At 60.3% G+C, this 22,172-nt stretch carries 22 protein-coding genes; 8 read left to right on the top strand and 14 right to left on the bottom strand.

All coding sequences use genetic code 11. The features are described from left to right. Positions 1-79: 79 nt before the first annotated feature. The 5 genes from QRN38_RS21350 to QRN38_RS21330 all read left to right on the top strand — a co-directional run bounded on the left by QRN38_RS21350 (position 80) and on the right by QRN38_RS21330 (position 3,581). The gene (locus QRN38_RS21350; protein ID WP_003377556.1) at positions 80-1,573 is read left to right on the top strand and encodes an RNA polymerase factor sigma-54; all 1,494 of its coding nucleotides are present in this window, start codon (positions 80-82) and stop codon (positions 1,571-1,573) included. 74 nt (positions 1,574-1,647) lie between these two features. Then, a complete protein-coding gene (hpf, locus tag QRN38_RS21345) occupies positions 1,648-1,956 on the top strand; it encodes a ribosome hibernation-promoting factor, HPF/YfiA family (protein ID WP_003377554.1) in 309 nt (102 codons plus the stop codon). Positions 1,957-1,967: 11 nt separating this feature from the next. Continuing rightward, a complete protein-coding gene (gene ptsN, locus QRN38_RS21340; RefSeq protein WP_007243692.1) occupies positions 1,968-2,432 on the top strand; it encodes a PTS IIA-like nitrogen regulatory protein PtsN in 465 nt (154 codons plus the stop codon). A gap of 2 nt (positions 2,433-2,434) precedes the next feature. Further along, complete coding sequence (gene rapZ / locus QRN38_RS21335; protein ID WP_003377550.1) at positions 2,435-3,292, top strand: RNase adapter RapZ; 858 nt, start codon at positions 2,435-2,437, stop codon at positions 3,290-3,292. 16 nt (positions 3,293-3,308) lie between these two features. Further along, the gene (locus tag QRN38_RS21330; RefSeq protein WP_003377548.1) at positions 3,309-3,581 is read left to right on the top strand and encodes an HPr family phosphocarrier protein; all 273 of its coding nucleotides are present in this window, start codon (positions 3,309-3,311) and stop codon (positions 3,579-3,581) included. A 14-nt stretch (positions 3,582-3,595) separates the two neighbouring features. Here the strand turns inward: QRN38_RS21330 and QRN38_RS21325 are convergent, their stop codons facing one another. The 6 genes from QRN38_RS21325 to pmbA all read right to left on the bottom strand — a co-directional run bounded on the left by QRN38_RS21325 (position 3,596) and on the right by pmbA (position 8,241). Beyond that, the gene (locus QRN38_RS21325; RefSeq protein WP_011105009.1) at positions 3,596-3,724 is read right to left on the bottom strand and encodes a hypothetical protein; all 129 of its coding nucleotides are present in this window, start codon (positions 3,722-3,724) and stop codon (positions 3,596-3,598) included. A 27-nt stretch (positions 3,725-3,751) separates the two neighbouring features. Next, entirely contained in the window at positions 3,752-4,363 is a 612-nt protein-coding gene (locus QRN38_RS21320) for a superoxide dismutase (RefSeq protein WP_005620345.1), read from the bottom strand. Then, positions 4,364-4,825 (bottom strand): DUF2753 family protein, encoded by a 462-nt coding sequence (locus QRN38_RS21315; protein ID WP_005766501.1) that lies wholly within the window; start codon positions 4,823-4,825, stop codon positions 4,364-4,366. Positions 4,826-4,857: 32 nt separating this feature from the next. Then, positions 4,858-6,234 carry a class II fumarate hydratase gene (locus QRN38_RS21310; RefSeq protein WP_057418798.1) on the bottom strand — a complete coding sequence of 459 codons (1,377 nt, stop codon included), beginning with the start codon at positions 6,232-6,234 and terminating at the stop codon, positions 4,858-4,860. Beyond that, positions 6,227-6,622, bottom strand: a complete 396-nt coding sequence (locus QRN38_RS21305) for a hypothetical protein (RefSeq protein WP_005766497.1) — start codon at positions 6,620-6,622, stop codon at positions 6,227-6,229. Before QRN38_RS21305 ends, QRN38_RS21310 begins: the two co-directional genes overlap by 8 nt. Before the next feature lie 272 nt (positions 6,623-6,894). Further along, positions 6,895-8,241, bottom strand: coding sequence for a metalloprotease PmbA (gene pmbA, locus QRN38_RS21300; protein WP_007243694.1), 1,347 nt, complete (start codon positions 8,239-8,241; stop codon positions 6,895-6,897). Positions 8,242-8,348: 107 nt separating this feature from the next. Here pmbA and yjgA point away from each other — a divergent pair, with 107 nt between their 5' ends. Further along, positions 8,349-8,870: a ribosome biogenesis factor YjgA gene (yjgA, locus tag QRN38_RS21295; RefSeq protein ID WP_003377535.1), complete on the top strand. Its 522-nt coding sequence runs from the start codon at positions 8,349-8,351 to the stop codon at positions 8,868-8,870. Between the two features lie 48 nt (positions 8,871-8,918). Here yjgA and tldD read toward each other — a convergent pair whose 3' ends face one another. The 8 genes from tldD to mreB all read right to left on the bottom strand — a co-directional run bounded on the left by tldD (position 8,919) and on the right by mreB (position 20,207). Continuing rightward, complete coding sequence (gene tldD / locus QRN38_RS21290) at positions 8,919-10,358, bottom strand: metalloprotease TldD (RefSeq protein ID WP_005739076.1); 1,440 nt, start codon at positions 10,356-10,358, stop codon at positions 8,919-8,921. 2 nt (positions 10,359-10,360) lie between these two features. Then, positions 10,361-11,206, bottom strand: coding sequence for a carbon-nitrogen hydrolase family protein (locus QRN38_RS21285; protein ID WP_007243695.1), 846 nt, complete (start codon positions 11,204-11,206; stop codon positions 10,361-10,363). Positions 11,207-11,254: 48 nt separating this feature from the next. Then, positions 11,255-15,070: a YhdP family protein gene (locus tag QRN38_RS21280; RefSeq protein WP_011105014.1), complete on the bottom strand. Its 3,816-nt coding sequence runs from the start codon at positions 15,068-15,070 to the stop codon at positions 11,255-11,257. Between the two features lie 181 nt (positions 15,071-15,251). Further along, positions 15,252-16,709 carry a ribonuclease G gene (rng, locus tag QRN38_RS21275; RefSeq protein WP_003377531.1) on the bottom strand — a complete coding sequence of 486 codons (1,458 nt, stop codon included), beginning with the start codon at positions 16,707-16,709 and terminating at the stop codon, positions 15,252-15,254. Further along, positions 16,706-17,308, bottom strand: a complete 603-nt coding sequence (locus QRN38_RS21270; protein ID WP_054090123.1) for a Maf family protein — start codon at positions 17,306-17,308, stop codon at positions 16,706-16,708. The genes rng and QRN38_RS21270 overlap by 4 nt, the downstream gene beginning before the upstream one ends. Before the next feature lie 67 nt (positions 17,309-17,375). Further along, positions 17,376-17,867 carry a rod shape-determining protein MreD gene (mreD, locus tag QRN38_RS21265; protein WP_003377527.1) on the bottom strand — a complete coding sequence of 164 codons (492 nt, stop codon included), beginning with the start codon at positions 17,865-17,867 and terminating at the stop codon, positions 17,376-17,378. Next, positions 17,860-18,939, bottom strand: coding sequence for a rod shape-determining protein MreC (mreC, locus tag QRN38_RS21260; protein WP_005766482.1), 1,080 nt, complete (start codon positions 18,937-18,939; stop codon positions 17,860-17,862). The genes mreD and mreC overlap by 8 nt, the downstream gene beginning before the upstream one ends. A gap of 230 nt (positions 18,940-19,169) precedes the next feature. After that, positions 19,170-20,207, bottom strand: a complete 1,038-nt coding sequence (mreB, locus tag QRN38_RS21255; RefSeq protein ID WP_002555108.1) for a rod shape-determining protein MreB — start codon at positions 20,205-20,207, stop codon at positions 19,170-19,172. Between the two features lie 206 nt (positions 20,208-20,413). On the opposite strand from mreB, the gene gatC reads away from it, so the two are divergent. Further along, a complete protein-coding gene (gatC, locus tag QRN38_RS21250; protein WP_002555109.1) occupies positions 20,414-20,701 on the top strand; it encodes an Asp-tRNA(Asn)/Glu-tRNA(Gln) amidotransferase subunit GatC in 288 nt (95 codons plus the stop codon). 14 nt (positions 20,702-20,715) lie between these two features. Further along, on the top strand, positions 20,716-22,167 hold the full coding sequence (gatA, locus tag QRN38_RS21245) for an Asp-tRNA(Asn)/Glu-tRNA(Gln) amidotransferase subunit GatA (RefSeq protein WP_005766477.1): 1,452 nt from the start codon (positions 20,716-20,718) through the stop codon (positions 22,165-22,167). The last annotated feature ends 5 nt before the right edge of the window (positions 22,168-22,172 follow it).

The following is a 22,172-nucleotide window of genomic DNA, read 5'->3' as shown; positions in this document are numbered from 1 at the left end:
TAATTTGCTTAAGTTGGCGCCCCGGCGCCTGTAGTAGATGGCGCGTGCGCGCCGGCGAATAAGGTGTTTAGCCCCTGCCATGAAACCATCGCTAGTCTTGAGAATGGGCCAGCAGCTGACGATGACACCGCAGCTGCAACAGGCAATCCGCTTACTTCAGCTTTCCACTCTGGACCTCCAGCAGGAGATTCAGGAGGCGCTGGAGTCAAACCCTATGCTGGAACGGCAGGAAGAAGGCGACGACTTCGACAACTCCGACCCGCTTGCCGACAACATCGAACAAAAGCCCAACCCCGACGTTCAGGAACCGACCTACCAGGAATCCGCGCCTACCGTGGACAACCTCGAGGACGGCGAATGGAGCGAGCGCATTCCCAATGAACTGCCTGTCGATACTGCCTGGGAAGATGTCTACCAGACCAGCGCCAGCAGCCTGCCCAGCAACGATGATGACGAGTGGGACTTCACCACCCGTACTTCGGCCGGCGAAAGCCTGCAAAGCCACCTGCTGTGGCAACTGAACGTCGCACCGATGTCCGACAAGGATCGCCTGGTCGCCGTCACGCTGATCGACTGCATCAACAATCAGGGCTATCTGGACGAGACGCTTGAAGAGATTCTCGAGTCTTTCGACCCGGAACTGGACATAGAACTCGACGAAATCGAAGCCGTACTGCACCGCATCCAGCAGTTTGAACCTGCGGGCATCGGCGCGCGCAATCTCAGTGAATGCCTGCTGCTGCAATTGCGCCAGTTGCCGGCGAAGACGCCTTGGCTGACAGAAGCGCAGCGACTGGTCACCGACTATATCGACCTGCTGGGCAGCCGTGACTATGGCCAGTTGATGCGCCGCATGAAGCTCAAGGAAGACGAGCTGCGTCAGGTCATCGAGCTGGTCCAGAGCCTCAACCCGCGCCCGGGTTCGCAAATCGAATCCACAGAAGCCGAATATGTCATCCCTGATGTGATCGTGCGCAAGGACAACGAGCGCTGGCTGGTCGAGCTCAATCAGGAGTCGGTACCGCGTCTGCGCGTCAACCCGCAATACGCAGGCTTCGTGCGTCGCGCCGATACCAGCGCCGACAACACCTTCATGCGCAACCAGTTGCAGGAAGCCCGCTGGTTCATCAAGAGCCTGCAGAGCCGCAACGAAACGCTGATGAAGGTCGCCACACAGATCGTGGAGCATCAGCGCGGTTTCCTCGAGTACGGCGACGAGGCCATGAAGCCGCTCGTCCTGCACGATATCGCCGAAGCGGTAGGCATGCACGAGTCGACGATCTCGCGGGTGACCACGCAGAAATTCATGCACACCCCACGCGGTATTTACGAGCTGAAATACTTCTTCTCGAGCCACGTGAGCACCTCCGAGGGCGGCGAATGCTCGTCCACGGCAATTCGCGCAATCATCAAAAAACTGGTGGCTGCGGAAAATCAGAAAAAGCCGTTGAGTGATAGCAAGATCGCTGGTTTACTGGAGGCACAAGGCATTCAAGTAGCCCGTCGCACAGTCGCCAAGTACCGCGAGTCACTCGGGATAGCGCCTTCCAGTGAGCGTAAGCGATTGATGTGATGCAGGCCGAGCCAAAGCGTCCCAGCGGCAGGCACCACGCCTGCCTCTTATGCACTGGCAAAGGAGAAAACTGTATGCAAGTCAACATCAGTGGACACCAACTGGAAGTGACCAAACCCCTTCGCGAATACGTTGAGCTCAAGCTCAAGAAGCTCGAGGGGCACTTTGACAAGATTACAAACGTGCAGGTCACGATGGCGGTCGAAAAGCTCAAGCAGAAGATCGAAGCCACGCTGCATATCCACGGTGGGGAGGTAGTTGCCAATGCTGAACATGACGACATGTATGCTGCCATCGACCTGCTCACTGACAAGCTCGACAGACAATTGCTCAAGCATAAGGAAAAGCAGCAAAGCATCCTCAAAGGTGCGGCCGCTCGCTAACGCCCATTTAAATGATCCTAATTGAAAATATCCTGACCCCCGGCCGTTCGCTCGTGAACGTGCCGGGAGGCAGCAAAAAGCGTGTACTCGAAGAAATCGCCAACCTGATCGGTCGTGAAGTACCGGGCATGGATTCGGACACGGTGTTTACAAGCCTCGTTGCCCGCGAAAAGCTGGGATCGACCGGTTTCGGCAACGGTATTGCCATCCCTCATTGCCGCCTCCCCGGCTGTGACGAACCCGTCAGTGCGGTCATTCACCTCGCCAACCCTATCGACTTCGATGCTATCGATGGCGCACCAGTGGACCTGCTTTTCGTGTTGCTGGTCCCGCAAGCCGCCACCGATGCACACCTGGAGCTGCTGCGCCAGATCGCCAGCATGCTTGACCGCGCCGATGTGCGTGAACGCCTACGCAGTGCCAAAAGCGGTGAAGCGCTTTATCAAGTGGTGCTGGACGTGCAGAACGGCCACTGACCATGCGCATGATCATCGTCAGCGGCCGCTCCGGCTCAGGCAAGAGTACGGCGCTCGATGTGCTGGAAGACAACGGTTTCTATTGCGTCGACAACCTGCCAGCCGGCCTGCTGCCGGAACTGGCCGAGCGCGCGCTGATCAACACCGAACTGGCTGAACCGCTGCTGGCAGTTTCCATCGATGCACGCAATCTGCCCAGCCACCTCACACGCTTCCCGCAGATGCTGGATGAAGTGCGCTCACGCAATATCCAATGCGACGTGCTTTACCTGGACGCCGACGAAGCCACCCTGCTCAAGCGTTTCTCGGAAACCCGACGTCGCCACCCGCTGAGCACAGCGGACCGCTCGCTGGCTGAGGCGATACGGGACGAGACCACCCTGCTCGGCCCGATCATCGACCTGGCCGATCTGAAGATCAATACCACTCACCTGAACCTGTACCAGCTGCGTGACGCTCTGAAACTGCGCCTGCTGAACAAGCCCGAGCCGGGTACGGCTTTCCTGATCGAGTCGTTCGGCTTCAAGCGTGGCATGCCTGTCGATGCAGACCTGGTATTTGACGTGCGTTGCCTGCCCAACCCTTATTGGAAGCCTGAGCTGCGCGACCATTCGGGCCTGGAACAACCGGTTATCGACTACCTGTCCGCGCAGGCCGATGTAGAAGAGATGTTCCAGGATATCTTCTCCTACCTCAATAAATGGCTGCCGCGCTTTGCAGCCAGCAACCGCTCTTACGTTACCATTGCCATCGGTTGCACCGGCGGGCATCACCGCTCCGTCTACCTGACCGAACGGCTTGGCCAGGTCTTGCAACAATCACTCAAGAACGTTCAGGTCCGCCACCGCGACCTTAGCTGAAAGGATTTACACTGCGATGCCCGTTCGTCAAATCACCATCATCAACAAACTGGGCCTGCACGCCCGCGCCGCCGCCAAATTCGTGGGCGTCGCCGGCAAGTTCCCTTGCAAGATCAGGGTCGGCCGCACGCCAGACAGCATGGTCGACGGCAAAAGCATCATGGCTGTGATGATGCTGGCCGCAGGCAAAGGTACCGACATCCACCTGCACACCGAAGGCGAATTCGAACAGGAAGCGCTGGACGGGCTGGTTGAGCTGATTGATAACAAGTTTGATGAGGGCGAGTAAGCCCACCCCACCCGTCACCAGTGCATTCGCAGCCAGCTCAAACCATGAGCGACCAGTAACGCCATACCCGCCATCAGCAGCACGGTGCCGACTGCCTGACGCAACAACCGCACTCGGCCGATGGCGAATATTCCTGAGCGCATAAACTGCCTTGGGTCAGGTTACAGAAGTCAGGCCAGAGCAGCCTGGTAACGTCGGGAAACTTCATCCCAATTGATCACGTTGTAAAACGCATTGATGTATTCGGGACGACGGTTCTGATAGCGCAGATAGTAGGCGTGCTCCCATACATCGAGCCCCAGAATGGGGGTATTGCCATTCATCAGCGGGCTGTCCTGGTTGCCGCTGCTCTCGACCACCAGTTTCTTTTCAGGTGTGACGCTCAGCCACGCCCAGCCGCTGCCGAAACGGGTCAGCGCTGCTTTGGTGAACGCCTCTTTGAAGCTGTCATAGCCACCCAGTTGCTCGTCAATGGCCGCGGCGATCGGGCCCTTTGGCAAGCCGCCACCGCCCGGCACCATGACTTCCCAGAACAACGAATGATTGGCATGGCCGCCACCCTGGTTGATGACTGCCGGACGCAGGTTTTCCGGGAGCTGTTTGACGCTGGCGACCAGCTTCTCCACCGACCAGTCAGAAAACTCCGTGCCTTCCACCGCCGCATTGAGGTTGTTGATGTAGGTCTGGTGGTGTTTGGTGTAATGGATTTCCATTGTTTGCGCATCGATATGCGGTTCAAGGGCATCGTAGGCGTAAGGCAGTGCTGGCAAGGTATAAGACATTCAATGTGCTCCGTAGAAAAGTCCGGAAGTGGCTGCGCCATGGCGCTGCAGAGATGAGCGCGTGTGCTCGCTGCTGCTGTTTAACAACCGATGGGTGCGTGGATATTCGCCGTGCTCGCTGATAAAACTCAACAGCTCGGCGTACGTCTTGCTGCTGTGGCGCAGGGCTGCCTGCCGCAGGGCGGGAGGCAGACGCTGGCTCTGCATGGTTTGCAACAGGTGCTGGTGGATGGCGCACAGGTACTCGGCGCTCTCCTCCGGCTGGCCCAGGCTGAGGTGCAGATCCGCCAGGTTGTGGTGAGAAATCACACAGGCTGCGACGGCTTCGTCGGCATCCGCCCAGCGCTCGAACAACACTTGCGCCAGCGCCAACGCCTGAAGGTACAGCTCACGGGCTTCCACCCACTCGCCGAGATTGAAACAGCGATTGGCCTGCTCGATGGTGCGTTTCCAATGCTGCATGACATACCTCCAGAGACGTTGGCTGGCTGGAATCAGATGCCGCCAGCGGTGAGTTTTTCGGGATTGAGCAACACTTCCAGCTCGCTGCGCTGCAAATCGGTGTGCTCCAGAGCGACGTCAATCACCGGGCGACCCTGCTTGTAAGCGGCCTTGGCGATTTCGGCGGCCTTCTGATAACCGATGATCGGGTTGAGCGCGGTGACCAGAATCGGGTTACGTGACAGCGCTTCCTGGAGCCTGGATTCATTGACCTTGAAGCTGGCAATTGCCTTGTCCGCCAGAAGCCGGCTGGCGTTGGCCAACAGCTCGATGCTGCTGAGCAGGTTCTGGGCGATGATCGGCAGCATCACGTTCAGCTCAAAGTTGCCCGACTGCCCCGCCACGGTGATGGTCGCGTCATTGCCGATGACCTGCGCGGCCACCATCGCAGTCGCCTCGGGGATCACCGGGTTGACCTTGCCGGGCATGATCGACGAGCCCGGTTGCAGGGCCTCAAGCTCGATCTCACCCAGCCCTGCCAGCGGCCCGGAGTTCATCCAGCGCAGGTCGTTGGCAATTTTCATCAGCGACACCGCCGTGGCCTTTAGCTGACCAGACACTGCTACCGCTGTGTCTTGCGAGCCGATCAGCGCAAAAAGGTCCTTGCCCGGTGCGAACTGCACGCCGGTCAATATGCTCAATTGGCGACTGAAGAGTGCTGCAAACTCGGGATGTGCATTGATTCCGGTGCCAACCGCCGTGCCGCCCTGAGCCAGTGCTTGCAGGCTGGGCTGCAAACCCTGCAGATGTTCGATGTTGGCACGAATCTGCTGCGCCCAGCCATTGAGCACCTGGCTCATGCGCACGGGCATGGCGTCCATCAGGTGTGTGCGGCCGGTCTTGACGAAGGCGTGGACTTGCACGGCCTTGTGCTCGGTGACCTGCACCAGATGCGCAAGCGCTGGCAGCAGTTGTTCATGGAGTGCCAGCGCGGCGCTGACGTGAATCGTGGTCGGGATGATGTCGTTGCTGCTTTGCCCGCAGTTGACGTGATCGTTGGGGTTGACCTCTTCGCCCAGTAACCGCGTTGCCAGCGTTGCGAGCACTTCGTTGGCGTTCATGTTGGTGCTGGTGCCGGAACCGGTCTGGAAGATATCGACCGGGAAATGAGTCATGTAGTCGCTGGCCAACAGCTCTTTCACGGCACCGACAATCGCCTGGCTCTGCCCTTCGCTGATCTGCTCCAGCTCAAGGTTCGCCTGTGCAGCGGCCGCTTTGGCCAGCAGTAGCGCGCGAATGAATAGCCTGGGCATACGCTGATGGCTGATCGGAAAATTTTCCACCGCACGCTGAGTCTGCGCGCCGTAAAGGGCCTCGGCCGGGACCTGTAATTGGCCCATGCTGTCGCGTTCGATACGGGTATTACTCATCGCAATGTCCTTGCACCAGTTCAGAAAGGGGAATCGAGGGCTGTAACACGCAGGTCGCGAGCTGCTGAGCACAGGCTTGCCAGCGCTGACGTCGGTCTGGCGTGACGGCGATGGCCTGTAAATCACGCAGCGGCCGCCACACCTGATCCAGGCACAGGCAGCGCCAATGCCACGGCAGCGCCGTGTCGCGCGCGGTGTCCATCAACAGGCGAAAGGTGGTTTCGGCAAGCATGAGCGGAGGCGTGGCGGTGAAACGCGCCAGATAACGCCCCTCGGCGAGGTAGTGCTCGATCAACCGAGGCTCGTCAGGCTCAAGGGCACAACGAATCCGCAGACTGAGCGCGCGCCAGTTTTCCAGGTATGACAGCTCGTGCAAAACACGCCCCATGACCACAGCTCATTTTGGTAATGATATTCATTATTAAATGAGATATTGACTCATTACAAGCCTGATCTTGAGCAAGTGCGTTATACACAGGTGCTGAGATGCCCGTTTTGCTGTCGGTTCCCGGCAGTTCGCGGACAAGTCCGCTCCTACAAAACCTGGATATCGTGGACAAGCGAAGGGCTGCTTCGCTTGTCCGCGAAGGGCTGCGAAGCGGCCCTGGAACGGGCCGCACTAGTTGTGCCTGATGCTGCCGGTTTGAGGCGTGGCCCGGCTCAGCTACCCGCGACGGTCATGCGCTCGATCAGGACCGAGCCGGTGCGGATGTTGCTGCGCAGTTCGAGATCGCTGCCAACGGCGACAATCTGCTTGAACATGTCACGCATATTGCCGGCAATAGTCACTTCCTGGACCGGGAACTGAATCTCGCCATTCTCGACCCAGAAACCTGCCGCGCCTCGGGAGTAGTCGCCGGTCACCATGTTCAAGCCGCTGCCCATCAACTCGGTGACCAGCAGGCCACGGCCCATGCGCCGGATCAGCGCTGCCTGGTCTTCCGACCCGTGAGTGACGAACAGGTTATGAACGCCGCCCGCATTGGCAGTGCTCGGCATGCCCAGCTTGCGACCGGAATAGGTGCTCAATATGTAGGACACCAGGTCGCCGTTTTCCACAAATGGCTTGGCGTAGGTCGCCAGGCCATCGCTGTCGAACGCCGAGCTGCCCATGGCGTGTTTCAAGTGCGGACGTTCGTCGATGGTCATCCACTCGGGGAACAGCCGCTGGCCAAGCGTGCCTTCAAGGAATGAAGACTTGCGATACAGGCTGCCACCGGAAATAGCGCCGAGAAAACTGCCGAACAGACCACCGGCCAATTCCGCAGCAAACAGCACCGGCACTTCACAGGTTGGCACAGGGCGCGCACCCAGACGGCTCGCCGCACGCAGCGCGGCCTTGCGGCCGATGCTTTGGGCATCAACCAGCAGCTCACCCTTGCGATTGACGTCGTACCAGTAATCACGCTGCATCTGCCCTTCGCCCTCAGCGATCATCACGCAACTGAGGCTGTGCCGTGTCGATGCATAGCCACCGATGAAACCGTTGCTGTTGCCATACACACGGCACCCCTGATGCGTGTTGAGCGTGGTGCCATCGGCGTTCTTGATCCGGCTGTCGGCATCGAAAGCTGCGGCTTCGCAGATCAGCGCTTTCTCGATGGCTTGTTCAGGGGTGATGTCCCAGGTGTGATAAAGATCGAAGTCCATGACCTCTTTGGCCATCAGCGCAGCATCCGCCAGCCCGGAGCTTTCGTCCTCGGAGGTGTGCTCGGCAATCGCCAGTGCGGCGGCGACCGTTTCGCGAATGGCATCGGCGCCGGTGGCCGAGGTGCTGGCCGAGCCTTTGCGCTGCCCGACGTACAGGGTGATACCAAAACCCTGGTCACGATTGAATTCGACGGTCTCGACTTCTCGCTGACGAACCGATGTCGACAGCCCCTGATCCACCGACACTGCAACTTCGCAGGCACTGGCGCCCTGACGCCTGGCTTCGGCGATGATCTGTTCGACCTGTTCCTGCAGCTCGGGCAAGGCTTGTGGGCCGACGCTTTGGGTTGCACTCATGACTTTCTCCATCAAATTCTTCTTTCAGCACAGGCCGAATACCGACCGGGCCGGACAAGCGGCCCCCGACTGGTTATCATGGCGGCGTTTCTTTGCGGACTGCCCCCATGGTTGATTCTTACGACGACTCCCTCGACGGGGAGAAAAGCAAAACCCAGGTCAAACGAGAGCTGCATGCTCTGGTCGACCTCGGCGAGCGACTGACAACACTCAAAGCCGATGTGCTGGCCAAGCTGCCGCTGACCGATGCTTTGCGCAAGGCCTTGGCCGAAGCGCCCAAGCACACCGCCAACATCGCCCGAAAACGGCATATTCTGTTCATTGGCAAGCTGATGCGCGATCAGGACCAGGAAGCCATTCTGGTGTTGCTGGACCAACTCGATGCCTCCACTCGCCAGTACAATGAACGTTTTCACAATCTGGAGCGCTGGCGTGATCGCCTGATCGCGGGTGATGACGCCGACCTCGAGAAATTCGTTATCGAATACCCCGACGCCGACCGTCAGCAGCTGCGTTCGCTGATTCGTCAGGCGCAACACGAAGTTGCACGCAACAAACCGCCGGCCACCAGCCGCAAAATCTTCAAATACATCCGTGAGCTGGACGAACTTCAACGCGGTCTGCGTTGATTTCAACCTCGGGGCCGGCAGCAGCAAGCCGCCAGCCCCGACTCACATTCAGTTGCCCGTACCGCCCACCGTGATCGCGTCGATTTTAAGCGTAGGCTGACCCACGCCGACCGGCAGTGACTGGCCGTCTTTTCCGCACGTACCCACGCCGCTGTCCAGCGACAGGTCGTTGCCCACCATCGAAACCCTGCTCATGGCTTCCGGCCCGTTGCCGATCAAGGTCGCGCCTTTGACCGGTGCGGTAATCTTGCCGTCTTCGATCAGGTACGCCTCACTGGTCGAAAACACAAACTTGCCGCTGGTGATGTCCACCTGACCGCCCCCCAGATTGGCGCAGTAGATACCGCGCTTCACCGAGGCGATGATCTCCTGCGGATCACTTTGCCCAGCCAGCATGTAAGTGTTGGTCATGCGTGGCATCGGCAGATGAGCGTAAGACTCGCGACGACCGTTACCGGTCCGCGCAACACCCATCAGCCGAGCGTTGAGTTTGTCCTGCATGTAGCCCTTGAGCACGCCGTTTTCGATCAGCGTGGTGCATTCGGTCGGCGTACCTTCGTCATCGACGCTCAACGAGCCGCGACGCCCGGCGAGGGTGCCGTCGTCAACAATGGTGCAAAGTTTCGACGCAACCATCTCGCCCATGCGCCCGCTGTAGGCCGAACTGCCCTTGCGGTTGAAGTCACCTTCCAGGCCGTGACCGACTGCTTCGTGCAACAGGACGCCAGACCAGCCTGAACCCAGTACCACCGGCAATGTGCCGGCCGGTGCAGGAATTGCTTCCAGATTGACCAGTGCCTGACGCAACGCTTCGCGGGCGTAGCCCATGGCGCGATCATCCGTCAGGAAATAACGGTAGTCGGTACGTCCGCCACCGCCATGCCCGCCGCGCTCGCGACGGCCGTTCTGCTCGACAATGACGCTGACGTTGAAGCGCACCAGCGGGCGCACGTCGGCAGCCAGGCTGCCATCAGCGGCAGCGACCAGAATGCGTTCCCAGACCCCTGCCATGCTGACCGAGACCTGCTGAATGCGCGAGTCCAGTGCGCGCGTCGCGACGTCGATGCGCTTGAGCAGTTCGACCTTCTCGGCGCGGCTCAGCACTTCCAGCGGGTTATCCGGGGCATACAACTGGGCCACGTCCTGCGATGTGAAGGCCTGCACCCGGCCATTCTGCCCGGCGCGGGAGATGGAGCGGGCCGCGCGGGCAGCGGTGCGCAGTGCATCTTCAGTGATGGCGTTGCTGTACGCAAAACCGGTCTTCTCGCCCGACTGGGCACGCACGCCCACACCTTGATCCAGATTGAAACTGCCTTCCTTGACGATGCCGTCTTCGAGCGACCAGGACTCGGAGATCATCCCCTGAAAATACAGATCAGCCGCGTCGATACCAGGCCCGGCAAGCTCGCCGAGCACCGATTGCAGGCTGTCGAGGGTCAGGCCGCCAGGTGCCAGAAGGTGTTCGCTGACTGAGGACAGATCACTCATATTCACTCCGAAGCAGGCCGCATGGCGTCCTGCGAAAAAAAGCGCCGGTGACTGGACACCGGCATCCGCGCCCGTATGGACGCTTGTTCTTCACTGTCGCGTGTGGCCAGCAGCACGGCTTCACCCTGCGCTTGCTGAGCCAGTACGCGGCCCCATGGATCAACGATGGCCGCGTGTCCGTAAGTCTCGCGAGGCCCCGGATGGACCCCGCCTTGTGCCGCCGCCAGCACGTAGCACTGGGTTTCGACGGCGCGCGCCCGGATCAGAATGTCCCAGTGCGCAGCGCCGGTGACCGCTGTGAATGCCGACGGGGCCGTGATCAGTTCAGCGCCGGCTTCACGCAGCGCGGTGTAAAGCTCCGGGAAGCGCAGGTCATAACACACGCTCAACCCCAGACGACCGACCGGCGTATCGACCACCACAACCTTGCTGCCATGAGCATAATCATCCGATTCACGGTAGCGGCCTCGGCTGTCGGCAACATCCACGTCAAACAAATGCAGCTTGTCATAGCGCGCTATCTGCTCGCCATGCTCGTCAACCAGCAGCGAACAGGCGGTGACCTTGCCCGCTGGCTGCCCGGTCGGCGGCAGTGGCAATGTTCCGGCAACAATCCATAACTTGAGGTCGCGAGCGGCCAGTTTCAACCATGGCAGGATGGGGCCGTGCCCATCAGCCTCGGCACGACCGATATCAGCGACATCACGCCGCCCCATTGCGACGAAGTTTTCCGGCAGCACGGCGAGCCTGGCACCGCCTTCTGCCGCCTGTTCGAGCAATCGGCGGGCGCTGGCCAGATTAGCCTGGACATCGCTCTGGCTGACCATCTGAATCACAGCGAAGGTCATGGCAACCTGCTCCTTGAGGACATGGCCACCACTGTACTCCAAGAGACGCTACTGGGGCTTTTCAAATGGCTTGTCGAAGGTGATCTTCGGCTCTTTCCACGGGCCTTCGACCTTGTACTGCACGCTGGCGAAGCGGGCAACCCGGTCGCCCAGCAGCTTGTCGACCAGAAACAGCGCGCCGCCAATGGCCGGCGCGCCGACAATCAACGCAGCGATAGGCAGGTTGTTGGTCACCGGCAAGGTCACCAGCAGCTTGGCATCGACCCGGTCGCGAACCATGTCCAGCGTACCGTTGAGTTCCAGATTACTGGACGGCCCGGTCAGCGTGATCGGGTTGCGCGTCACGTAAACGCCATCGCTGGCCACCAGCAGCCCTTTGACCCGGTCATAGCTGAGGCCTTTACCGAGCAGGTCAGAGAAGTCCAGACGTAAACGGCGACCAATGGAGTTGAAGTTGAGCAGCCCGAATACGCGCAGTGCCTGGGCGCCGCCCTCCACTTCGACAAACTGACCTCTGTTCAACGTGGCATCGAGGCTGCCGGAATAACGCTTGAGCCCTACCCACGCGGGTGAGCCGGGCCAGCGCCCGTCGACGTTCATTTCAAAGCTTTCGCTGGTGACGGTCGGAGCGAAGTTCCAGGCTTTGAGTACGTCCTCCAGATTCTTGCCGGCCAGACGCCCTTTGAACCAGCTGCTGCTGGCACCCGGCGCACCTTCCCAGGCACCGTCGCCTTCCAGCAGGATGCCTTTGAGCCCCAGGCTCAGGTCAGACATGCGCATTCCGGTGGGCGTCGGACGAATCTTCAACGCCCAGGCACCCAATAACTGGTCGCCCTGAAACAGTTGCGAGATCTTGATATCCAGCGCCGGGATCTTGCGCGGATCAACGTCAGCCAGCGGGTCAGGCGCGTTTTCGACTACGGCGGCATTCGGATCGGGCGCAGGCAGTCGCACATACGCCATGTTGATACCGATTGGCGCAGCTTTGGCGTCTGGCAGCGTTGCCGTGCCCTTGGCCAGCGCACTGTCCAGCGACAAGGCCCAAGCCGCAGCGCTACGCTGCAATTGAACACGCACCTCATTGAGCGTTGTGCCCATCGCGGTCAGCTTGCCAATCTGCAGGTCCACGCTGTTGAGCAGCTGTTTTGCACTGTCACCCGGATCATTGCTGGAGTATCGCCCTGCCAGCGCCTGCCACGGGGCGATGTCCAGTTCGGACAACTCACCGCGGATCCGCAAGCCCTTGGCGTCTGGCACGACGGCCCCGCCGCGCCCCAGATACAGTTCGCCGCGACCGTCGGCAAACTTGCCACCCGGCGCTGCGAAAGCGAAGTTCGCCAGGTTGTCGTAAGCCACACCCAGCCTGCGCTCTGGCCCTTGAAGGGTCATGCGAAATTCGCTCGGGCGCTCCTGATCGGCGGCTTTGCCAAACGGCGCGGGCAGATCGATTGCCACACCCTTGAGCGTGGAGTTGATCAGCAACGGGCTGTCTTTGCTGTCCAGAATCAGTTGCAGTTGATAAGGCAAGTCACCCGACGCTGGTACCGGCTGGGTGACGCTCAGCCAGTCCGTCAGTTTCTTAACGGTGATTTGCCCGTTTGCCGTGATGCGCGTGACATTGGCACCCGGCTTGCCCTCGGCCGCAATTTCAGCCGTCACCGGACGATCGAACGCTTGTGCCTTGATGCCTTTGCCGCTTAACCCACTGTTGCTGTCAAAACGGAAGTCACCCTTGAGCCGGGTCAGTTCCAGCACCGGATCTGCCAGCTTCAGACGCGCATTGTCGGTGCTGAAATCCACCACGACCTTTGGCTCGACGCCCTTTGCCAGCGGAATATCCAGCTTGAGCTTGCCGTCCAGCGGGCCTTCGCCCTGCCAGCCGGCAAACGTGCTGCCCGTGCCGATGGGCGCTTGCTGAAGAATCTTCAGCCCATCGACCAGGCTTCCGGAAAAGTTACCGTCCACCAGCAGGTGGCTGTCCTGACCCGACGGCACGTGGGGAATGTTGACCAGCACATTGCTGACTTTGGTGTCGAACAGCTGCCCCTTGCTTGCCTTGACCCGCACGCCGCTGTTTTCAACGTACACCTTGCCGTCCACGCCGGTCAGCGAAGGCCAGCCCGGCTGGAACGCCAGCGTTGCATTGCTGACATCGAAAAACAGACTGATGACATGCGCAGTGTCGGGCGAATTCTTGTTCAACGAACCCTGGTACTGGAAAAAGCCTTGCTTTACCGCGCCACTCACCACGGCAGTGCGCAGCCAGTGATCGAGTTCCGGGCTGAGCGCGGCAGGCAGGTATTTGCTGGTGTAGCGACCATCGCCATCGACCATGCCAACCCGCAGGTCCATGTAGTCTTCCTGATCGTGGCTGAGGTGAATTCTGATCAGGAAGTCTGCCGCGATCTTGCCTTCATCGCCAAGCACCTTGATATACGGCGCGATCAGGGTGAACGCTTGATCATCCAGCTTCCAGGTCAGGCGGGCATTGGCTTTCTGATAGCGCCACGGCTTGGCGAAGATCGGGTCCAGGTGCAGCATGAAATCGTCAGTAGCGAGCCTCAGCTCGCCCTGCCCCAGATCGCCGCTGATCGCGCCGCTGACATTTCCGGCCGCCGGTGCGCCGCGATAGGCATTGAAACCGACCTTGTCCAGATTGGCAGCAAAACCCAAGCGCTTGTCGCCGGTGGCCTGCGGGCGGTAATCGAGCAATACGTTGCGAAGCCCGCCCGTCACCTTGAGCCCGTCGACCACCGCCATTGCCTTCTCAGGCAGTGGCGCGAGGGAGTCGATCAGTGGCGTGAGCGGTGTCAGGTCCAGGCGGTCAGCCTGCACATGCCAAAGCTCTTCGCTATCAGGCGTTGCAGCGGTCTGGGTCAGTTGCAGGCGGCTTTCCCAGCGGTCGCTGCCCAGGTTCATCGCCAGTGAATCAAGGTTCAGGTCGAAGCCTGTCGCCGTGCGCGCGAACCAGGCGTTGAGCGCCAGATTATCGATTGTAGACGGCTTGCGATCGGCGTAGACGCCTTTGATCTGCGGGGCATTCAGGCGTGCAGTTGCGCTTTGCACGGTGCCCTTGCCCCAGCTCATCCACAAGTCGCCACCGGCTTGCAGCCTGGACAGCGTCCATTCACGCGTGGCGCTTTTCGGCAGCCATTTGGCCCAGTCGCTTTGCGGCAGGCTGGCGTAGAAATCCGCTTCGCCGTCTTTCCACTGACTGGCCTGGATACGCGAGCGCACATTCAGCGCAAACGGCTGGCCATCCGGCAGGGTCAGGCGTGCGTCCAGACGCTGGTGATAGCTGCCGGTGGTCAGGCTAAGGTTGACGTAGGTCAGGGTCAGTGGCGCGGCGTCGAGCGGTTGCACCGTCACCTGGCTGTCGAGCAGCGACAGGTGCGACACCATTTGCATCTGATTGAGCAATTGCCCAGGGTCTAACGGGGTGTCGTTACGCAGCGGCAAGCCCTGCACGGCCCAGCCGCCTTCTTGATCCTGCTTGATCGTGAACTGCAGACCGTCTACTTCAAGGTGCGCGATGCGCACTTGACGCGCCAACAGGCTTGCCCAGAGATCAGGAACAACCCGCACACGATCCAGACGCAGGGCATTGGCGCCCTCACCGACCATGACGTCGTGGGCCAGCAATACCGGGGCAAAGCGGCTCCAGCTGCCTTCCAGGCTGCCAATGCTCAGCGGTATGCCCAATGCGCTGCTGGCTCGGGTTTCTACATCGACGCGGTATTCGGCAACCAGCGGCGCCAGTTGACGGCCGAGGCTGACGTACAGCGCCGCGAGCACCAGAATCAGCGCGCAGAGGCTCAGGCTCCAGCGCGTCAGGGTTGCAACGGCACGCGAAAGACGCCCCATCTCAGGATGCCCTGCGCAGCGGGATGCAGAGACCGGAATCGGCGAATCTATTCCGGCTCAAGTGTGCAGCTGCGCTCAGGTACAGGCTTTGCTCGTTTGCCACACATCATTCTCGATAAAACGGCATACCTGCCAGAAACCCGTTGGGCGCTTTTCATAACATTTCATACGCTCAGCCGCTTCAGAGCAGCACCACGTCGTATTGTTCCTGCGAGTACATGGTTTCTACCTGAAAACGGATGGTCCGGCCAATAAAGCTCTCCAGCTCAGCCACGTTGCCCGACTCTTCGTCGAGCAAGCGGTCCACCACGCGCTGATTGGCCAGAACGCGATAACCCACTGCCTGATAGGCCCTGGCTTCGCGCAGGATTTCCCGGAAGATTTCGTAACAGATGGTCTCCGGGGTTTTCAGCTTGCCCCGGCCCACGCAGCAATGGCAGGGCTCGCACAGCACCTGCTCGAGACTTTCGCGGGTGCGCTTGCGCGTCATTTGCACCAGACCCAGCTCGGTAATACCGATGATGTTGGTCTTGGCGTGATCGCGCTCCAGCTGTTTTTCCAGCGTGCGCAGCACCTGACGCTGGTGTTCACCGTCTTCCATGTCGATGAAATCGATAATGATGATGCCGCCCAGATTGCGCAGACGCAGCTGGCGGGCGATGGCTGTCGCCGCCTCCAGGTTGGTCTTGAAAATGGTTTCTTCCAGGTTGCGATGCCCGACAAACGCACCGGTATTGACGTCGATGGTGCTCATCGCCTCAGCCGGATCGATCACCAGATAACCGCCGGACTTGAGCGGCACCTTGCGCTCCAGGGCTTTCTGGATTTCGTCTTCGACGCCGTACAGATCGAAAATCGGCCGCTCGCCCGGGTAATGCTCAAGACGGTCGGCGATTTCAGGCATCAGTTCAGCCACGAACTGTGTGGTTTTCTGAAACGTCTCCCGTGAGTCAATGCGGATTTTTTCGATTCGCGGGCTGACCAGGTCACGCAAGGTACGCAATGCCAGGCCCAGGTCTTCGTAGATCACGGTGGGTGGGCTGACGGTCTTGATCTGATCGCCGATCTGGTCCCAGAGCCTGCGCAGATAACGAATGTCCATGAGGATTTCGTCGGCACCGGCGCCTTCCGCAGCGGTGCGCAAAATGAAGCCACCGGCCTCTTTGATGCCTTCCTGGGCGACACAATCGCTGACAACTTTTTTCAGTCGCTCGCGCTCGGCCTCGTCTTCGATCTTCAGAGAAATCCCGACGTGGGCAGTACGCGGCATGTACACCAGATACCGCGACGGAATCGACAGCTGCGTGGTCAGGCGTGCGCCTTTGCTGCCAATCGGGTCTTTGGTGACCTGCACCACCAGACTCTGGCCGTCATGCACCAGCGACGCAATGCTCTCGACGGCAGGCCCTTCGCGCATGGAAATTTCCGATGCATGAATGAATGCGGCGCGATCCAGACCGATGTCGATGAACGCCGCCTGCATGCCAGGCAACACCCGCACCACCTTGCCTTTGTAGATGTTGCCGACAATGCCGCGACGCTGGGTGCGTTCGACGTGCACCTCTTGCAGTACACCGTTTTCTACCACTGCCACCCGCGATTCCATCGGGGTGATGTTGATCAGAATCTCTTCACTCATGACTTGTCACCTTCCAGGCATTGCCAGCAGGGTATGCCGAAACGGCTGAGCAGTTCTGCGGTTTCACACAGCGGCAAGCCCACCACAGCAGAATAGCTGCCATGCAGACCCGCGACGAAAATCGCCGCCAGGCCTTGAATCGCATAGCCTCCGGCCTTGTCGGCAGGTTCGCCGCTGGTCCAGTAGGCGTGAGCCTCATGGGGTTGAATCGGGCGAAAGCGCACGCGACTGGTCACGACACAGGTTTCACTGCGCTGCCGGTCAGTCAGTGCCACGGCGGTGAGCACTTGGTGTTCTCGCCCGGACAGCGCAGCAAGCATGGCCAGCGCATCGGCCAGATCAACCGGCTTGCCGAGAATGCGCCCGTCGAGCACCACCGCCGTGTCAGCCCCCAGCACACAAGCCTGCTGATCGGCCGGCAACGCGGCCAACCCGGCCTGGGCCTTGCCAAGCGCGAGACGCTCGACATAGGCAGCCGGGGTTTCAAGGTCGAAGGGGGTTTCGTCGATCTGAGCGCTCAATACGGTGAAAGGCACACCGATCTGAGTCAGAAGTTCGCGACGGCGCGGCGAGCCAGAAGCCAGATAAAGCGAGGGCATAAGGACATCTCCGTGTCTGTGCGGGTGAACGCGATGGACGCCGCAGAGCGTCACGCTCACCTTGCGCTTAATTGATTTTCAAACGTTTGCGCAATCCACGCAGACCATAACTGACCCAAGGCCACAACAGCGCACTGACCAACGCAGGCAACACCAGCGCAAGGGTTGGCTGGCGATTGCCCGTCAAGGCACTGAGCCACAACTGCGCAAGCTGCGCCAGACCGAACACCACCAGCAGCACCAGGCACTGTTGCCACATGGGGAACATGCGCAGACGCTGCTGCAAGGACATCACCAGGAACGTGATCAGGCTGAGGATCAGCGCATTCTGGCCGAGCAGCGTGCCGTACAGCACGTCCTCCATCAGCCCCAATATCCACGCCGTGGTCATGCCGTATTTGTGCGGCAGCGCCAGTACCCAGAAGGTTAACAGCAAGGCCAGCCACAGCGGCCGAAAGATTTCCATGAACTGCGGCAGCGGCGAAACACTCAGCAACAAACCGATTGCGAACGTCAGCCAGACTACCCAGCCGTTGCGCCCGGAAACATGACTAACCATCGATAGGCTCCCGGGCGTTGGAGTTGGAAGGCGTGGACGCAGGCGGACGCGACGCAGCAGGTCGGGCGGCGGGCCTTGCTGCCGGAGTCGCGGCAGGCGTGGCAGCCGGAGCTGGCGTCGCGGGTTGCGCGGCGGGTTTATGCGTCGTTGTACTGCCGGGGAACGTCGGCACCGTTGCTTGCGGCCACATCGGAAATGCCGGTGTTGGCGGCGGCAAGGTCGCCATGACCGTGGGTTCGAGGCCTTTGTCGATCGACTCCTGAGCCTGCGCGGCATCGGCAGCGCGCTCTTCGGGCGAGCGACCGTCGGAGAACACCAGCAACAGGTAGCGACTACGATTCAAAGCGGCCGTAGGCACGGCGCGGACAATCGCGAAAGGCTGACCGGAGTCGTGAATGACCTCCTTGACCGTGGCCACCGGGTAGCCTGCCGGAAAACGCTGACCAAGGCCGGAGCTGACCAGCAGATCGCCTTCCTTGATGTCTGCGGTGTCCGCCACATGCCGAAGCTCAAGGCGTTCCGGGTTACCGGTGCCGCTGGCAATGGCACGCAGGCCGTTGCGATTGACCTGCACCGGAATGCTGTGGGTCGTGTCAGTCAGCAGCAGAACCCGCGAGGTGTAGGGCATCAATTCGACGACCTGGCCCATCAGGCCCCGTGCATCGAGCACCGGCTGCCCGAGCACCACGCCATCGCGCTCGCCCTTGTTGATGATAATGCGATGGGTGAAGGGGTTCGGGTCCATGCCGATCAGCTCGGCGACCTCGACCTTCTCGTTGACCAGCGCCGAAGAGTTCAGCAGCTCGCGCAGGCGCACGTTCTGCTCGGTCAGTGCCGCCAGCTTTTGCAGGCGACCTTGCAGGAGCAGGGCTTCGGTCTTGAGTTTTTCGTTTTCAGCGATGAGTTCTGTGCGGCTGCCGAACTGACTGGCAACGCCCTGATACAAACGTTGTGGCAGATCGACGACCCAGTAAGACTGCATGAGCACCATCGACATCTGGCTGCGCACGGGCTTGAGGATCGTAAAGCGGGCGTCGACCACCATCAACGCTACCGACAGAACGGCCAGCACCAGCAGACGTACACCCAGCGACGGGCCTTTTGCGAAAAGCGGTTTAATAGGCCGCTCCTCCGGGGCATGCGATCGTTGGATCGAACTTCGATTGGCAATTATTCATGCGGTATGTAACCGGCCTGGACAATGAGAGGGATAGGCACCCTGTTTCGGCGTCAGCCTGAGGCATACAGGTAGCACATACGCCACCTGCATACAAAAGACTCCGTGAAAGGCACCCCGGCGAATTACTCGCTGGAGAGCAGATCCATGGTGTGCTTATCCATCATTTCCAGCGCACGGCCACCGCCACGCGCCACACAGGTCAGCGGGTCTTCGGCAACGATCACCGGCAGACCTGTTTCCTGAGCCAGCAGTTTGTCGAGGTCACGCAGCAGCGCGCCGCCACCGGTCAGTACCAGGCCACGCTCGGCGATGTCAGAAGCCAGCTCCGGAGGCGATTGCTCCAGAGCGCTCTTGACCGCCTGAACGATGGTCGCCAGCGACTCTTGCAGTGCTTCGAGCACTTCATTGGAGTTCAGGGTGAAGGCGCGCGGGACACCTTCAGCCAGGTTGCGCCCACGGACGTCGACTTCACGTACTTCACCGCCCGGGTAGGCGGTGCCGATTTCCTGTTTGATGCGCTCGGCGGTGGATTCGCCGATCAGGCTGCCGTAGTTGCGACGCACGTAAGTGATGATCGCTTCGTCGAAACGGTCGCCGCCCACACGTACGGATTCGGCATACACCACACCGTTGAGGGAGATCAGCGCGATCTCGGTGGTGCCGCCGCCGATGTCGACAACCATCGAGCCACGTGCTTCTTCGACCGGCAGGCCGGCACCGATCGCAGCAGCCATAGGCTCTTCGATCAGGAACACTTCACGCGCGCCTGCGCCCAGGGCAGATTCGCGAATGGCCCGACGCTCGACCTGAGTGGATTTGCACGGAACGCAGATCAGCACACGAGGGCTTGGCTGCAGAAAGCTATTTTCGTGGACCTTGTTGATGAAGTACTGCAACATTTTTTCGCAGACGCTGAAATCGGCGATGACGCCGTCTTTCATTGGGCGAATGGCGGCAATGTTGCCTGGAGTACGGCCCAGCATACGCTTGGCTTCGGTACCGACAGCGACGACGCTCTTCTGATTGCCGTGAGTACGAATGGCAACGACAGAGGGTTCATTCAGGACGATACCGCGCTCACGCACGTAAATAAGGGTGTTGGCAGTGCCCAGGTCGATGGATAGATCACTGGAAAACATGCCACGCAGTTTCTTGAACATGGGATAAGGGACCCTAGGGAACGCGTGGTAAAAAAAGTGCGGCAAACTCTAACAACGACAGGGATTTTGGGCAAGGAGCCAATATGCTAAATTGGCGGTTTTCCGAACACGACCCTCGACGTTAGCGGCTTGAGACAGTAATAACGCGATAGTGTTCCGCAATTGGCAACAAAGCAAATCCGTCAGCATTCCACTGGAGATACCCCATGGCGCTTGAACGCTCCGACGTGGAAAAGATCGCTCATCTGGCCCGACTTGGCCTTAATGACGCCGATATTCCGCGTACTACCGAAGCCCTTAACAGCATCCTCGGGCTGGTCGATCAGATGCAGGCCGTCGACACCACCGGCATCGAACCACTGGCTCATCCGCTGGAAGCGACCCAGCGCCTGCGCGAAGATGCGGTAACCGAGCGAAATCGACGCGACACTTACCAAGCCATCGCACCAGCGGTCCAAGACGGACTTTATCTGGTTCCGAAAGTCATCGAGTAAGGGAAAGCGCCTGCATGCACCAAATGACTCTGGCCGAGATCGCTCGCGGACTCGCCGAAAAAAAGTTTTCTTCCGAAGAGCTGACCCGCGTTCTGCTGTCGCGTATCGCGCAGCTTGACCCGCAGCTCAATAGCTTCATCAGCCTCACCGAAGACCTGGCCATCACCCAGGCCCAGGCGGCAGACGCCCGCCGTGCGGCCGGTGAAAACGGGCCGCTGCTCGGTGCCCCCCTGGCGCACAAGGACCTGTTCTGCACCCAGGGCATTCGCACCAGTTGCGGCTCCCGGATGCTCGACAACTTCAAGGCGCCGTACGACGCCACGGTTGTGTCGAAACTGGCTTCGGCCGGCACGGTAACGCTGGGCAAGACCAACATGGACGAATTCGCCATGGGTTCGGCCAATGAGTCCAGCCATTACGGCGCGGTGAAAAACCCGTGGAACCTGGAATGCGTGCCTGGCGGCTCCTCTGGCGGTTCGGCTGCAGCAGTTGCTGCACGCCTGCTGCCTGCGGCGACCGGCACCGACACCGGCGGCTCGATTCGCCAGCCAGCGGCGCTGACCAACCTCACCGGCCTCAAGCCGACCTACGGTCGTGTGTCGCGCTGGGGCATGATTGCTTATGCGTCCAGCCTTGATCAGGCAGGCCCGATGGCTCGCACCGCCGAAGACTGCGCACTGCTGCTGCAAGGCATGGCCGGTTTCGACCCGCAGGACTCCACCAGCATCGACGAGCCGGTCCCGGACTACTCCGCCAGCCTCAATACCTCGCTCAAGGGCCTGCGTATCGGCGTGCCGAAAGAATATTTCAGTGCAGGCCTCGACCCGCGCATCGCGCAGTTGGTGCATGAGAGCGTCAAGGAGCTGGAAAAGCTCGGCGCAATCGTCAAGCAAGTCAGCCTGCCGAACCTGCAACACGCTATTCCTGCCTACTACGTCATCGCTCCGGCAGAAGCATCGTCCAACCTGTCGCGTTTCGACGGCGTGCGCTTCGGCTACCGCTGTGAAGACCCGAAGGACCTGACCGACCTGTACAAGCGCTCGCGCGCCGAGGGCTTTGGCCCGGAAGTGCAGCGACGCATCATGGTCGGCGCCTACGCGCTGTCGGCTGGTTACTACGACGCCTATTACTTGCAGGCGCAGAAAATCCGCCGCCTGATCAAGAACGATTTCATGAGTGCATTTGCCGAAGTCGACGTGATCCTCGGCCCGACCACGCCCAACCCGGCCTGGAAAATCGGCGCCAAGACCCACGACCCGATTGCCCAATACCTGGAAGACTTCTACACCATCACCGCCAACCTGGCGGGCCTGCCCGGCTTGTCCATGCCAGCGGGCTTTGTCGATGGTCTGCCGGTCGGCGTGCAATTGCTCGCCCCGTATTTCCAGGAAGGCCGTCTCTTGAATGTGGCGCATCAGTATCAGCAAGTCACTGACTGGCACACTCGCGCACCTGAAGGCTTCTGAGGAGA

It is taken from the genome of Pseudomonas sp. CFBP2511, assembly GCF_030209255.1.
Classification (GTDB): Bacteria; Pseudomonadota; Gammaproteobacteria; order Pseudomonadales; family Pseudomonadaceae; genus Aquipseudomonas; species Aquipseudomonas avellanae.
This window is presented reverse-complemented; position numbering and strand designations above follow the sequence as displayed.